The following is a 14,395-nucleotide window of genomic DNA, read 5'->3' as shown; positions in this document are numbered from 1 at the left end:
AAGGGATAAGTGCTGAAAGCATCTAAGCATGAAGCCCCCCTCAAGATGAGATTTCCCATAGCGCAAGCTAGTAAGATCCCTGAAAGATGATCAGGTTGATAGGTCTGGTGTGGAAGTGTGGCGACACATGGAGCTGACGGATACTAATCGATCGAGGACTTAATCAAATAGATTGTTTCAAGGTTTATTCTTCTCCATATTATCTGGTTTTGAGAGAATGAAATTCTCTTATATGTCTGGTGGCGATAGCGAAGAGGTCACACCCGTTCCCATCCCGAACACGGAAGTTAAGCTCTTCAGCGCCGATGGTAGTGAGGGTTTGCCCTTGTGAGAGTAGGACGTTGCCAGGCAAGCGAAAGTCATCTTCTGAGGAAGGTGGCTTTTTTTGTTCTTTACTTATACCGGAAGGTATAAGTGTAACGCAGTATATGCAAAGTAAGGCGAGAATCAGGAGGACCAAGAAGATCAAGGAATCAAGAGAGTGAGACTCACAATGGGCTATGCCCATGAGAATCGAGCGAGCGCCGATGACGCCGAGATTCGCCGGTCATCGTGATTCGTAGCCCGAACACGGAAGTTAAGCTCGCGCGCCGATGGTAGTGAGGGTTCGCCCTTGTGAGAGTAGGACGTTGCCAGGCAAACGAAAGTCATCTTCTGAGGAAGGTGGCTTTTTTTTGTTTTGGAAAAAGGAATGAAGAAAACCAGTTATATAATAAAGCCCGAAGAAATGAAAAAATTGAATTAAGGTAGCTATCCAGAGGGAATAGTGCCCATGAAAAAGAAAAAGAGTGGAAGAAGTCACTATTGAGGCCGAATAGTGCCCAAGAATTAAAAAAAAAGCAACAGAGGTCACTATTATGCCTGAATAGTGACCAAGAATAGGAAAAACTGTAGAAGAAGTCACTATTACAGCGGAATAGTGCCCAATAGTAAGAAAAAAAGCAAAAGAGGTCACTATTGAGGCTGAATAAATCCCAAATGAATAGGAATATGAAAATATGGTATCTATTTCAAGTAGAATAGATACCATATTTAAGAAAAGGATTAATTATAGTCACTATTCAGTAAGAGATGAATTATGTTTGATTCCCAAAAGAAGAAAAAACCTTCAGGAAGGGAATCAAAACCGCTGTATGATTCCCAAAAAGAAAAATTCCTTTAGGAAGGGAATCAAACCAGTCCTCTGATTCCCCAAAAGAGTGAAATACCTACGAAAGGTAATCAGGTTCATCATCTGATTCCCCAAAAGAGTGAAATCTCTCCAAAAGGTAACCAGAACCTCTATCTGTTTCCCAAAACGACAGGAATTCAAAAGGTAATCAGATTCCACTTCTAATTACCTAAAAAGTGATAAACACTTTAAAAAGTAATCAGAACCCTTATTTGATTCCCATAACCTAAAAAGTCGCTTCAAATGGGAATCAGCCCCCAAGCTGATACCCAAAAAAGGTAATAATCCTTTATTGAAGTAATCAAACTCCTGCTATGATTCCCTAAAAGAGTAAAATCTCTTTGAAAGGTAGTCAATGTCGACACCTGCTTCCATTAAAGTGAATAAAATAATCATTTCAATTTCCACAACTTTATATCATTACGCCTTTATTCAAACCCCCTCACTCAAAGATTCCACAATTTTTTCCCAAAGACAGAAATCCTCCATTCCAAAACTAATAACAGAACCCATTGAAGGTTAGGTACATGATTTCCTTTTCAAATCTGATAATCTGTAAAAATTGGAACATACCTTTTTCGCTAGGTACAAACACGGTAGGCGTCCCTGTTGCATAGGATTAATTAATAAGTTTCTTCAATTTGTTTAATGTTACTAATTTTGTATACAAATTCGAGGATTGGGCAAACTAATGTGTATGGAGGTGGAGTTGTGGAGAGGTGCATTATTTGTGAGAAGACTCAGAAACAGGGGATACATCTTTATACATCTTTTATTTGCACAGACTGTGAGAGAGCGATGATTGCTACGAGTACGAGTGATCCTGCGTATAAATATTATATTAATCAATTAAAAGTAATTAAAGAGACTAAAATATTGTCATAACCAGGAGGCGAATAACATGCTCCTGGTTTTTTATTTTTTCGGTTTAGCAAAATAAGGGACAATCATAGTAAAATAAGGAAAAGTGTATTTGGAGGTGTGCTTATGGATCAGAAGAGGATGCCTCTTTGTGAGCGATTAGAAGCACATAGGAAGAATAAGCCTATTTCCTTTCATGTGCCAGGGCATAAAAATGGGTTATTATATGAAGGTTTTCCTATTTTACAGGCAAATGCTGCATATGATGTGACAGAACTTACGGGTTTGGATGATTTGCATGACCCACATGAGGCGATTGCGGAAGCACAGGAGTTGTTAACATCATTTTATCATACGGAAAAAAGTTACTTCCTTGTAAATGGAAGTACGGTTGGAAATTTAGCGATGATATTGGCTACATGTGAGGAAGGAGATATCGTTTTAGTACAAAGAAATTGTCATAAGTCGATATTAAATGGATTAAGAATGGCGAATGTTCGTCCTGTATTTATTTCTCCGGAAATGAATGAAGAATTAATGGTTCCAGGCCGAATAAAAATGGATGATATTTATGAAGCGATCAATAAATATGACAATATTAAAGCTTGTATTTTTACACATCCCGATTATTATGGACAAGTGTATGAGATAGAGGAAATGATTAAAGTTCTTCATAGCTATAATATTATTGTGTTAGTGGATGAAGCTCACGGGGCTCATTTTTCGTTAGGTGATCCATTTCCGAAATCCGCGCTTACTTTAGGAGCGGATATTACTGTACAATCTGCCCATAAAACATTACCGGCCATGACGATGGGGTCTTATTTGCATATTAATAGCAATCGTATTGCAAGAGAGCGAGTTGAATTCTACTTGAGTGTATTACAATCAAGTAGTCCCTCGTATCCAATTATGGCATCCCTTGATTATGCCCGATATTATATTGCTAATTTTACAAAGCAAGATATTCAGTATACGTTGGAGCAACGAGAAGTTTGGATAGAGCAATTTCAAAAATCAGGTATGATCGTTATATGTTCACATGACCCTCTAAAAATTATCGTTAGGCATCCACATTATTCAGGGTTTCAATTACAAGAGAAACTGGAAAGTACAGGAGTATATTCCGAATTAGCTGACCCATTTCAAGTACTATGTATTTTACCATTGTTAAAAGAAGGGATGGCTTACCCCAATATTCAATTCCCTGAGTTTACTAAAGCAGATTCTAATAAGAACGTAGGGTTTGTCAATATGAATCATCCAATTACGGAGTTATCCATTTCCTACAAGGATATGGATACATTACCAGTTGAATGGATAAAAAGTAATGAAGCAATAGGGAAAGTTGCTGCGAAGATGATTATCCCATATCCACCTGGAATACCTTTACTATTACCTGGTGAAAGGATTACAATAAATCACGTTCGCCAACTCCATCTCTTATTAGAATCAGGTGCAAGATTCCAAGGCGAAGTAGAACAGATAAAATCAGGGAATATTGCAATTTTTACCAATTTGGAGAACCGTTAACTGATTTGATATACTTATACTACTATAGGGCTTGATGATGGAGGTTATCATGCAAGGTTTATTTATAACAATCGAAGGTCCCGAGGGGGCAGGAAAAACAACTATTATTAAAATGATAGAAAAAGAATTAACTAAAACTGGCGTGGATGTAATTATTACTCGCGAACCAGGTGGTATTCATATTGCAGAACAAATAAGACAAGTTATTTTAGATCCGAATAATACTTCAATGGATGCACGCACAGAAGCATTATTATATGCGGCTGCAAGAAGACAACATTTAGTAGAGAAGGTTATTCCTGCACTAGAGCGTGGAGCTATTGTAATTTGTGATCGGTTCCTTGATAGTTCACTTGCATATCAAGGGAATGCAAGAGGGCTTGGTATAGAAGAAATTTTTGCTGTGAATCAATTTGCTATCCAAGAGTTAATGCCAGATAAAACATTGTATTTTGATATAGAACCTGAAGCGGGTTTAAAGAGAATTGCTGTTAATAAAGGTAGAGAAGTAAATAGACTTGATTTGGAGAAACTGGACTTTCACTATAAAGTACGTGAGGGTTATAAGAAGTTAATTGATCAATTTCCAGAAAGAATTATTGAGATAGATGCAAGTCAATCAATTGAAAAAGTTTATTCGCAAACAAAGGAAATAATAGCAGGATTATTGGCATTACATAGCGAAAAAGAGTGATAAGAGCTATCTATTATAAATCTCCTATTCATTTCAACATATAGTGATAGCTGATATAATATGAATAATAATATAGGGACTTTACTATTATGGAGGGGTGAATGTAATGAAATTAATAATGGCAGTTGTACAAGATCAAGATAGTAATCGACTAATGAGTGCACTGGTCGAAAATAATTTTAGAGCTACAAAGCTTGCAACTACAGGTGGTTTTTTGAAATCTGGGAATACTACCTTTATGATAGGTACGGAAGATGTTAGGGTAAATAAAGCCTTGCAAATCATTCGAGATAATTGTAAAACCCGTGAACAGCTTATGGCTCCTGTATCGCCGATGGGCGGCAATGCCGATTCATACATCCCCTATCCTGTTGAGGTATCAGTAGGAGGAGCAACGGTATTTGTACTGCCAATTGATCAATTCCATCAGTTTTAAAAATAAGTGTATTTGTTAGTGAGTGATTCGTATGTCCTTAAATTGGCAAGAATTTGAACAAGAGCAGCCTTTTGCAGCGAAGCTATTAAAAAGTGGCATCGAAAAGCAACGAGTAGCACATGCTTATTTATTTGAAGGTGAACATGGTACCGGAAAGCGGGCAGCAAGTATGCTGTTCGCTGAAAGTTTATTCTGTAGTAATAAATTGGACAAGGTTCAACCTTGTGGTGAGTGTGCTAATTGTAGAAGGATAAATAACGGCAATCATCCGGATTTACATGTTGTAGAACCAGATGGATTGTCGATAAAAATTGAGCAAATTCGTGACTTAAGGAAGGAGTTTAATAAATCTGGAGTAGAATCGAAGCAGAAAATGTATGTTATTATCGATGCAGAAAAAATGACTATTTCTGCTGCGAATAGTTTATTAAAATTCCTTGAGGAACCGAATGTAGAAACAACTGCAATTCTTGTTACAGAACAGCCTCAAAGAATATTACCTACTATTTTATCAAGGTGTCAAACAGTAACATTTAATTCCCTTCCACCTGAAATTTTCACGAAAAAGCTCCAAGACACGGGAATCCATCCAGTGAAAGCTCCACTTCTAGCAGCAGTCACGAATCAATTCCAGGAAGCATTATCATTAAGTGAAGATGAATGGTTTTTACAAGCTAGAAGAATAGTGTTAAAATTGTATGAAGTCCTGAAAGAAAATCCATTATATGCGATGACATCTCTTCAGGATGAATGGATGGGTCATTTTAAAGAGAAGGCTCAACTAGATATGGGACTTAATTTGTTGCTACTCCTATATAAAGATGTGTTGTATATCCAATTAGGAAAAGATGAGCAACTTGTCTATCCAGATCAACGAGATAGATTGCAATCTGATGCACTTCAAACATCTTCAAGAAGACTGTCCGAGCAAATGACGTCGATATTGGAAGCCAAACAGAAATTAAATGCAAATATTAATAGTCAACTGTTAATGGAGCAGCTTGTTTTAAATTTGCAGGGGGGACCTTCTTTTGTATAATGTTGTAGGTATCCGGTTTAAAAAAGCCGGTAAAATATATTATTTTGATCCTGGTGAGCACCCAATCAGAAAGAACGATTATGTGATTGTTGAAACTGCCCGTGGGATTGAATATGGTAAAGCGGTAACGGACAATAAACAAGTCAATGAAAATGATGTTGTCTTACCACTAAAAAAAGTAGTGCGAATTGCTGATCAGAAAGACCAATTAAATGTCGAAGAAAACAAGCAAGCCGCAACAGAAGCTTATGAAATTTGCTGCGAAAAGATTATTGAGCATCAATTAGATATGAAATTGGTTGATGTCGAATATACATTTGATCGCAATAAAATAATCTTTTATTTTACAGCGGAAGGAAGGATTGACTTCCGTGATTTAGTAAAAGATTTGGCAGCTGTTTTCCGGACTCGTATTGAGTTACGCCAAATAGGCGTCAGAGATGAAGCAAAAATGTTAGGTGGAATTGGGCCATGTGGTCGTATGCTTTGCTGTTCCACTTTCTTAGGTGATTTTGAGCCAGTATCGATTAAGATGGCAAAAGATCAAAATCTTTCCCTAAATCCAACGAAAATATCCGGATTATGTGGACGCCTAATGTGTTGCTTGAAGTATGAAAATGATGAATACGAAGCAGCAAAGGCAGAACTTCCTGATGTTGGCGATCGTATAAAGACGCCTAATGGACCTGGTAAGGTTGTGGGATTAAATATTTTAGAGCGTATAATTCAAGTAGATTTAGTAGGACAGGAAAGAATGTTAGAATTCACCTTAGAAGAAATTAAGAATGGAAGTGCAACATCTGTCTCGGCCCCGGAATAATGAGGTGGTAATGAATGGATAAAAAGGAGTTCTTCGATTCCGTTAGCAGCATGGAGATGCAAATAGGTCATCTTTATCAGCAACTTGGAGAGCTAAAACAGTACCTTGCTGAATTAATAGAGGAAAACAACGCCTTACAAATCGAAAATGACCATTTACGCAAACATATAGAGCAACAAGCTCCAAACACTTTTTCCTCAGAAGAAGACGGGGATGGCTCGAGAAAGACTGCGTATGAAAAGATTTCCGAAATTGGTGAAGGCTACGATAATTTAGCAAGATTGTATCAAGAAGGCTTTCATATTTGTAATGTCCATTTCGGTAGCCCTCGTCGTGATGAGGATTGCCTGTTTTGCCTATCTTTTTTAAATAAAAAGTAAACTAGACCATAATTTTAATTAAGAGCCTTCCTCCTTTTGGTGGGGAGGGCTTTTTATGTAGCTAACGGAGGATATAATATATGATTGAATTACATGAGGATGAGCGTTTGGATTACTTGCTAGCAGAAAATTTGCGTATTATCCAAAGCCCTTCTGTATTTGCATTTTCTCTTGATGCGGTACTACTTGCCCGTTTTGCTTATTTACCTATCCAAAAGGGAAATATCATTGATTTATGTAGTGGTAATGGAGTAATACCACTATTAATTAGTAATAAAACAAAGGCGAATATAATTGGGGTAGAGATACAAGAGAGATTGTACGATATGGCTCTTCGTAGTATTAGTTATAACGGGTTAGAGAATAAAATACAGATGGTACATGGAGATTTAAAAGACATGCCTAGGATATTAGGGCATAGCAAATATGATGTAGTTACTTGTAACCCGCCATATTTTGTCTCCCCATCTCCAGAAATAATGAATGAAAATGAACATTTAGCCATTGCACGCCATGAAATATACTGCACATTGGAAGACGTGATCAGAACGAGCAGCCAACTTCTAAAACAAGGAGGAAAAGCAGCATTTGTACATCGTCCTGAACGTTTTATGGACATATTAACATATATGCGTCAGTATCGATTGGAACCTAAAAGGCTCCGCTTTGTATACCCAAAACAAGGTAAAGAAGCAAATACAATTTTAGTAGAAGGAATAAAGGATGGTAATCCAGGATTGAAGGTGCTGTCGCCTTTATTTGTATATGATAGTGAAAATGAATATTCCCCAGAAGTGAGAGAAATTTTATATGGAAATGAGCAATAATCATTACTTCTATGTTTTAGAATGTAATGATGGATCGTATTATGGTGGGTATACTGTGGACTTAGAAAGAAGACTTCAAGAGCATAACAGTGGGCGTGGAGCCAAATATACACGCATGAAGCGACCTGTAAAAATCATATATGCGAAAAACTTCCGTGATAAAAGAGAAGCAATGCGTGCAGAATATGCGTTTAAACAATTAACACGACTTAAGAAGGAACAATTTTTAGCAGAAGCAGGTGGACATGATGCAAATACAGAAGAGCTTCGTAGACAAAAAAAGTAGCGGAATCCTTTACCTAGTATCAACTCCAATAGGAAATTTAGAAGATATGACCTTTCGTGCAATTCGTGTGTTAAAAGAAGCCGATGTAATTGCAGCAGAGGATACAAGAAATACAAAGAAACTTTGTAATTATTACGAAATAAAAACTCCGTTAGTTAGTTACCATGAACATAATAAAGATACTGCTGGTAAGGAATTATTAGAACGATTGAATAATGGTGAAACAATTTCATTAGTAAGTGATGCTGGAATGCCGTGTATTTCAGACCCAGGCTATGAGCTTGCAGCAGCTGCAATGGAAGAGGGAATTACTGTTGTTCCACTTCCTGGTGCAAATGCCGCATTGACAGCTCTAATTGCTTCAGGAATAGTCCCACAGCCATTTTACTTCTATGGGTTTCTCTCCAGAGGAAAAAAGGAAAAACGAGAAGAGTTAGAGATTTTGAAAAAGCAGACAGGTGCGCTCATTTTTTACGAAGCACCGCATCGCCTAAAAGATACATTAAAATGGATGCTAGATATATTAGGCAACCGAAGAATTGTATTATGTCGTGAACTAACAAAGAAATTTGAAGAGTTCATTCGTGGTACAATAGAAGAAGCATATCAATGGGCAGATGAAAATGAAATACGTGGCGAATTTTGTATGATAGTAGAAGGAAATGCTGCCATGGAAGAAGAAGAGACACAGGAATGGTGGCATTCAATAGATGTGCAAGCCCATGTTCAATATTATATAGACAATAAGAGTCATTCATCTAAGGAAGCTATCAAGCAAGTTGCGATGGATCGGAAAATGGCGAAACGTGATGTTTACCAAGCGTACCACATTAATGGTTAATAACAATTAATTTAAAAGGGAGAGTGCTTCAACCATGTCAAAAACAAAACAAATGAATGTCGAAAGTTTTAATCTAGATCATACAAAAGTAAAAGCACCATATATCCGTCTTGCTGGAGTTAAAGTAGGAAACAACGGTGATGAAATTCGTAAATACGATATTCGCTTCTGCCAACCAAACAAAGAACATATGGAAATGCCAGCCTTACATTCACTTGAACATATGATGGCAGAATTTAGTCGAAATCACTCAGATCAAATTGTGGATATTAGTCCTATGGGCTGTCAAACAGGATATTATTTATCTGTCATAAACCATGATAATTACGATGAGATATTATCCATCGTAGAAAAAACATTAAAAGATGTGTTAACAGCAACAGAAGTTCCTGCATGTAACGAGGTTCAATGTGGTTGGGCAGCTAGCCACAGTCTTGAAGGAGCAAAGGAAATTGCTGAAAAGATGCTTGCACACCGCAACGAGTGGTCAGAAGTATTTTAATAGATAAAAGAAAAGAGATTGATTCAAAAAGAGGGAATGCCCTTCTTGAATCAATCTCTTTATTTATATTAATTAGTTTTCATCTGCAAATCTTTTTTGAATATCATTTACAAGTTGTTGAGCACCTTCGCGGCTTAAAACTAGTTTTCCATCAGCGAAGATCTTGTTATCGTCTGATACATTACCAGTAATGTGGCAAGTCATGCTAGCTTTATATTTTTTCAAAATAATTTTGTCGTCATCAACGTAAATTTCAAGAGCATCTTTCTCTTCGATTCCTAATGTACGTCTTAACTCAATTGGAATTACGACTCTGCCTAGTTCATCAACTTTTCTTACAATACCTGTAGATTTCATTTCCTCTGCCTCCTATATAAGTCTATCTATTATTTGATTCTATTAAACTAACAATCGTCATATTTCGACATAATCCATTTATACTATTATAACAATTTTACCAAATATCGTCAATTCAAGATATTATATAGAGAAAAAACCCCTTAAGTTGCGGAATTTCTAAATTTCACGTATATTTTGAGGATGGATGAGGAAAAGATGCGAAGGATAAGCCATGAATTTATTATATAATAGTATACATGAATATATTTGTTTGGAGGCTTGAGTAATGAAGGAGAAATTAAAAACATTTTATTTAACAACCCCGATTTATTATCCTAGTGGAAATTTACATATAGGACATGCATACACGACTGTTGCAGGTGATGCAATGGCACGTTATAAAAGAATGCGCGGATATGAGGTAATGTTCTTAACGGGAACAGATGAACATGGACAAAAAATTCAAAAGAAAGCAGAAGAAAATGGGGTATCGCCACAAGAGTATGTGGATGAGATAGTTGCGGGTATACAAGATCTATGGAAGCGACTTGATATTTCATACGACGATTTTATTCGTACAACTGAAACTCGACATAAGCAAATTGTTGAAAAAATCTTTAAGCAACTTCTTGATCAAGGTGATATTTACCTGGATGAATATGAAGGCTGGTACTGTACACCATGTGAATCATTCTTTACTGAAAGACAGTTAGAGAATGGAAATTGTCCTGATTGTGGACGGCCAGTTGAAAAAGTAAAGGAAGAGTCTTACTTCTTTAGAATGAACAAATACGCTGACAGACTTGTTCAATATTATGAAGAAAATCCAGAATTTATCCAACCTGAGTCTAGAAAAAACGAAATGATTAATAACTTTATAAAACCAGGATTGGAAGATTTGGCTGTTTCACGAACAACTTTTGACTGGGGGATAAAAGTCCCTGGGAATCCGAAGCATGTTATCTATGTTTGGATAGATGCATTAACAAATTATATTACTGCGCTCGGCTATGGCACGGACGATGATGCGAAATATGCAAAATTCTGGCCAGCAGATGTTCATCTTGTTGGGAAAGAAATCGTTCGCTTCCATACAATTTATTGGCCAATCATGTTAATGGCTTTAGACTTACCATTACCTAAGAAGGTATTTGCTCATGGTTGGTTATTAATGAAGGATGGAAAAATGTCGAAATCCAAAGGGAATGTAGTTGACCCTGTTACATTAATTGATCGTTATGGACTTGATGCTCTTCGTTATTATTTATTACGTGAAGTGCCATTTGGTTCTGATGGTGTCTTTACACCAGAAGGATTTGTGGAAAGAATAAATTTTGACTTAGCAAATGATCTCGGAAACTTACTGAATAGAACTGTTGCTATGATCAATAAATACTTTGACGGTGTTATTCCTGCTTATGCTGGTAATGTGACAGCATTTGACCACCAATTGTTAGAAATGAATGAAGTTATAGTAAAAGAATACGAAGAGGCCATGGAGAATATGGAGTATTCTGTTGCTTTAAGTGCTGTATGGCAACTTATTAGCAGAACGAATAAGTATATTGATGAAACACAACCATGGATATTAGCAAAAGATAGTGAAAAGCAGAATGAACTTGCAAGTGTCATGGTACATTTAGCAGATTCATTAAGAAGAGTAGCAATTTTACTAAAACCATTCCTTACAAGAACACCTGATCAAATACTTCAACAATTGAACATCCATGATGAGCAATATACTGCATGGGAAAGTGTTACTAAGTTTGGTGCAATCCCTGCAAATACTAAGGTTGTAGAGAAGGGAGAACCTATTTTCCCTCGACTTGATATGGAAGAAGAAGTGAATTTTATTAAAACAAAAATGCAAGGTTCTGCTCCTGTTGTAGAGGAGGAGCAAGTAAATGAAACAGAAGAAGTAGATGGAAAACTCCCAGAAATTACAATAGATGATTTTAGAAAGATAGAACTCAGAGTTGGACAAATTATGAAGTGTGAACCTGTAAAGAAAGCAAATAAACTACTTAAACTTCAATTAGACTTAGGTTATGAGCAACGTCAAGTAGTTTCAGGGATAGCGGAGTTCTACAAACCAGAAGAATTAATTGGTAGAAAAGTTATTGTCGTTGCAAACTTAAAACCTGTTAAGTTGCGTGGTGAATTATCGCAAGGAATGATACTTGCTGGTGAAAAAAATGGAATTCTTTCCCTTGCGAGTGTTGATCAGTCACTTGAAAATGGCGCGATTGTAAACTAAATTTAATCTTTCTGTCAATTCAGTAAGTTTAAATTGTCACAAAAAGTTCAATAATATAGGGGGTTCTGGCAGATAATTTTATATTATTTCGCAACCCCCTATCTCATTTTTAAATGTAATATAAATGTTAATTTGCTGTGATATATGTTACTAAATAATAGAGTATACTTGACGAAGGAGATTTAACATGCTTTTTGATACTCATGTACATTTAAACGATGAACAATTTAAAGATGATCTCGAAGAAGTGATCGCAAGAGCAAAGGCCAACGGTGTGGAATATATGGTTGTAGTTGGTTTTGACCGAAAAACAATCATGAAAGCGCTGCAACTTGCGGATGAGTATGAATTCATTTATGCAAGTGTTGGCTGGCATCCAGTCGATGCAATTGATATGACAGAGGAAGATTTCGTATGGCTTGAAGAAGTTGCTGCACATCCAAAAGTTGTAGCGTTAGGTGAAATGGGCCTTGATTATCATTGGGATAAATCCCCAAAGGATATTCAAAAAAAGGTATTTCGTCAGCAGATAAGCCTTGCGAAAAAACTACAATTACCTATTATCATACATAATCGTGATGCCACTCAAGATGTTGTACAAATTTTACAAGAAGAAAACGCACAAGAAGTTGGAGGTATCATGCATTGTTTTAGCGGAAGTCCTGAAGTCGCCAAACAGTGCCTTGAGCTAAATTTTTATATTTCATTAGGTGGCCCAGTCACATTTAAAAATGCGAAAAAGCCAAAAGAAGTTGCTCAAGAGGTACCACTTGATCGCTTACTCATCGAAACAGATTGTCCTTATTTAGCTCCACACCCTTTTAGAGGTAAGAGAAATGAGCCTGGGTATGTGAAGTTAGTTGCAGAACAAATTGCTGAAATAAAGGGTCTATCATTTGATGAAATAGCAGAGACAACTACGAGAAATGCAAAAAAATTATTCGGCATTGATTGACAAAAAAATTCTTAAAATTCTTGGTATTATCAGTAAAAACAGATAGTTTCTATTAAAATCTACAAGACTTTACTTCTTCGCAGGCTAATATTGTCGATAACTCTTTCTTTTCTTTTTGGCTAACCTTGTTGCATAATGGGACTTACCTTAAGAAAAGGATGTGAGTTGACAACCAACAATAGTTGTTTGTATAATCTCTCGGAGAAGAAGGAGGCGTGTTTGTATGAACACAAGGCCCGAAAAATACTCGATGCTTCCAAGCATTACGCGAAAGAAATTAGGTATTTTAGTAGCTAGTTTTATCGTTTTTGTGGCAACATTGAGTATACTCGCGTATGAGGGGACAAAGAAAACAGTCGCTTTAACAATGGATGGGGAGAAGGTTATACTGAAAACCCATGCTGATACAATTGGTGACATCTTAGATGAACTAAATGTGACTGTAAATAAAGATGACTATTTATCCCATTCTGAAAACACTCAAGTTAAAAATAAATTAGAAGTAGTGTGGGAACCAGCTAAGAAGGTAATTGTTAAAGTGGGGGATTCAGAAGAAACTATCTGGACTACTGCTAAGACAGTTGATGAATTCTTGGATAATCAAGAAATCAATATTAATGATCACGATGAAGTTGATTTTTCAGTTGATGAGAAAATATATGAAAATATGAAATTATCCATCGACAGAGCTTTTCCAATTGTGTTAAAGGACGGAAAGGCGAAGGAAAAGAAAGTATGGTCCACTTCGATTACGGTCGCTGACTTTTTAAGACAACAAGGAATAACACTTGGTAAACTAGATCGTGTAGAGCCAAGTCTAGATAAAAACGTGGAACCAAATGGAGAAGTAAACGTCTTCCGCGTTGAAAAGGTCACCGATGTAGTGGAAGAACCGATTGATTTCAAAGTAATCACAAAGAAAGACTCTACATTAGCAAAAGGGTCAGAAAAAGTTGTACAGCAAGGAAAAGAAGGCTTACTTAAAAAAGAATATGAAGTGACGAAAGAAAATGGTAAAGAGATTGATAGAAAGCTAGTTGCAGAGAAAACGGTGCAAGAAAGTCAAAATAAAATTGTTGCTGTTGGAACTAAAGTAATGGTTGCTCAAGTATCTCGTGGAAATAATACAGTAGCAGCGAATGGCAAAGAAATGTATGTGGAAGCAACCGCATATACAGCATATTGCAACGGTTGTTCTGGTAAAACTGCTACAGGGATAAATCTACGTAGTAACCCTGATGTCAAAGTTATTGCTGTTGACCCTAGAATCATCCCACTTGGAACAAAGGTGTGGGTGGAAGGCTACGGTTATGCAGTAGCAGGTGATGTTGGTGGTGCTATTAAAGGAGATAAAATTGATGTATTTATGCCTACAAAAGAGCAGGCATTCCGTTTTGGACGAAAAAAAGTGAAAATCAGGATACTAAATTAATTGATATATAAAGCAGTGGAAA

At 36.5% G+C, this 14,395-nt stretch carries 15 protein-coding genes and 2 rRNA genes; 16 read left to right on the top strand and 1 reads right to left on the bottom strand.

All coding sequences use genetic code 11. The features are described from left to right. The 13 genes from ACFPM4_RS09225 to ACFPM4_RS09165 all read left to right on the top strand — a co-directional run. Window positions 1-167: ribosomal RNA gene (locus ACFPM4_RS09225) — 23S ribosomal RNA — on the top strand; the annotation flags it as partial. A 68-nt stretch (window positions 168-235) separates the two neighbouring features. Next, window positions 236-350: ribosomal RNA gene (rrf, locus tag ACFPM4_RS09220) — 5S ribosomal RNA — on the top strand. 1,469 nt (window positions 351-1,819) lie between these two features. Next, complete coding sequence (locus ACFPM4_RS09215; RefSeq protein ID WP_382350513.1) at window positions 1,820-2,056, top strand: sigma factor G inhibitor Gin; 237 nt, start codon at window positions 1,820-1,822, stop codon at window positions 2,054-2,056. 102 nt (window positions 2,057-2,158) lie between these two features. Beyond that, on the top strand, window positions 2,159-3,565 hold the full coding sequence (locus tag ACFPM4_RS09210) for an aminotransferase class I/II-fold pyridoxal phosphate-dependent enzyme (protein ID WP_382350510.1): 1,407 nt from the start codon (window positions 2,159-2,161) through the stop codon (window positions 3,563-3,565). 49 nt (window positions 3,566-3,614) lie between these two features. Further along, window positions 3,615-4,259, top strand: a complete 645-nt coding sequence (tmk, locus tag ACFPM4_RS09205; protein WP_382350507.1) for a dTMP kinase — start codon at window positions 3,615-3,617, stop codon at window positions 4,257-4,259. Between the two features lie 106 nt (window positions 4,260-4,365). Further along, window positions 4,366-4,695 (top strand): cyclic-di-AMP receptor, encoded by a 330-nt coding sequence (locus ACFPM4_RS09200; RefSeq protein ID WP_144928562.1) that lies wholly within the window; start codon window positions 4,366-4,368, stop codon window positions 4,693-4,695. A 31-nt stretch (window positions 4,696-4,726) separates the two neighbouring features. Continuing rightward, window positions 4,727-5,734, top strand: coding sequence for a DNA polymerase III subunit delta' (holB, locus tag ACFPM4_RS09195; protein ID WP_382350503.1), 1,008 nt, complete (start codon window positions 4,727-4,729; stop codon window positions 5,732-5,734). Beyond that, complete coding sequence (locus ACFPM4_RS09190; protein WP_144928558.1) at window positions 5,727-6,554, top strand: PSP1 domain-containing protein; 828 nt, start codon at window positions 5,727-5,729, stop codon at window positions 6,552-6,554. Before holB ends, ACFPM4_RS09190 begins: the two co-directional genes overlap by 8 nt. A gap of 14 nt (window positions 6,555-6,568) precedes the next feature. Beyond that, the gene (yabA, locus tag ACFPM4_RS09185; RefSeq protein WP_144928556.1) at window positions 6,569-6,934 is read left to right on the top strand and encodes a DNA replication initiation control protein YabA; all 366 of its coding nucleotides are present in this window, start codon (window positions 6,569-6,571) and stop codon (window positions 6,932-6,934) included. 80 nt (window positions 6,935-7,014) lie between these two features. Further along, window positions 7,015-7,761 carry a tRNA1(Val) (adenine(37)-N6)-methyltransferase gene (locus ACFPM4_RS09180; RefSeq protein WP_382350498.1) on the top strand — a complete coding sequence of 249 codons (747 nt, stop codon included), beginning with the start codon at window positions 7,015-7,017 and terminating at the stop codon, window positions 7,759-7,761. After that, on the top strand, window positions 7,745-8,047 hold the full coding sequence (locus ACFPM4_RS09175) for a GIY-YIG nuclease family protein (RefSeq protein ID WP_144928552.1): 303 nt from the start codon (window positions 7,745-7,747) through the stop codon (window positions 8,045-8,047). Before ACFPM4_RS09180 ends, ACFPM4_RS09175 begins: the two co-directional genes overlap by 17 nt. Next, window positions 8,010-8,888, top strand: a complete 879-nt coding sequence (rsmI, locus tag ACFPM4_RS09170; protein ID WP_382350495.1) for a 16S rRNA (cytidine(1402)-2'-O)-methyltransferase — start codon at window positions 8,010-8,012, stop codon at window positions 8,886-8,888. The genes ACFPM4_RS09175 and rsmI overlap by 38 nt, the downstream gene beginning before the upstream one ends. A 34-nt stretch (window positions 8,889-8,922) precedes the next feature. After that, window positions 8,923-9,390 carry an S-ribosylhomocysteine lyase gene (locus ACFPM4_RS09165; protein WP_144928548.1) on the top strand — a complete coding sequence of 156 codons (468 nt, stop codon included), beginning with the start codon at window positions 8,923-8,925 and terminating at the stop codon, window positions 9,388-9,390. A gap of 72 nt (window positions 9,391-9,462) precedes the next feature. On the opposite strand, the gene ACFPM4_RS09160 is transcribed toward ACFPM4_RS09165, so the two are convergent. Then, window positions 9,463-9,747 (bottom strand): AbrB/MazE/SpoVT family DNA-binding domain-containing protein, encoded by a 285-nt coding sequence (locus ACFPM4_RS09160; RefSeq protein ID WP_382350490.1) that lies wholly within the window; start codon window positions 9,745-9,747, stop codon window positions 9,463-9,465. A 268-nt stretch (window positions 9,748-10,015) separates the two neighbouring features. Here ACFPM4_RS09160 and metG point away from each other — a divergent pair, with 268 nt between their 5' ends. From metG to ACFPM4_RS09145, 3 genes are all read left to right on the top strand, one after another. Next, a complete protein-coding gene (metG, locus tag ACFPM4_RS09155) occupies window positions 10,016-11,986 on the top strand; it encodes a methionine--tRNA ligase (protein WP_382350487.1) in 1,971 nt (656 codons plus the stop codon). 187 nt (window positions 11,987-12,173) lie between these two features. Next, window positions 12,174-12,941 (top strand): TatD family hydrolase, encoded by a 768-nt coding sequence (locus ACFPM4_RS09150; protein WP_382350484.1) that lies wholly within the window; start codon window positions 12,174-12,176, stop codon window positions 12,939-12,941. A gap of 223 nt (window positions 12,942-13,164) precedes the next feature. Then, window positions 13,165-14,373 (top strand): ubiquitin-like domain-containing protein, encoded by a 1,209-nt coding sequence (locus ACFPM4_RS09145; RefSeq protein ID WP_382350481.1) that lies wholly within the window; start codon window positions 13,165-13,167, stop codon window positions 14,371-14,373. The last annotated feature ends 22 nt before the right edge of the window (window positions 14,374-14,395 follow it).

The organism is Lederbergia graminis, from assembly GCF_042655485.1.
Taxonomy (GTDB): Bacteria; Bacillota; Bacilli; order Bacillales; family Bacillaceae_C; genus Lederbergia; species Lederbergia graminis.
This window is presented reverse-complemented; position numbering and strand designations above follow the sequence as displayed.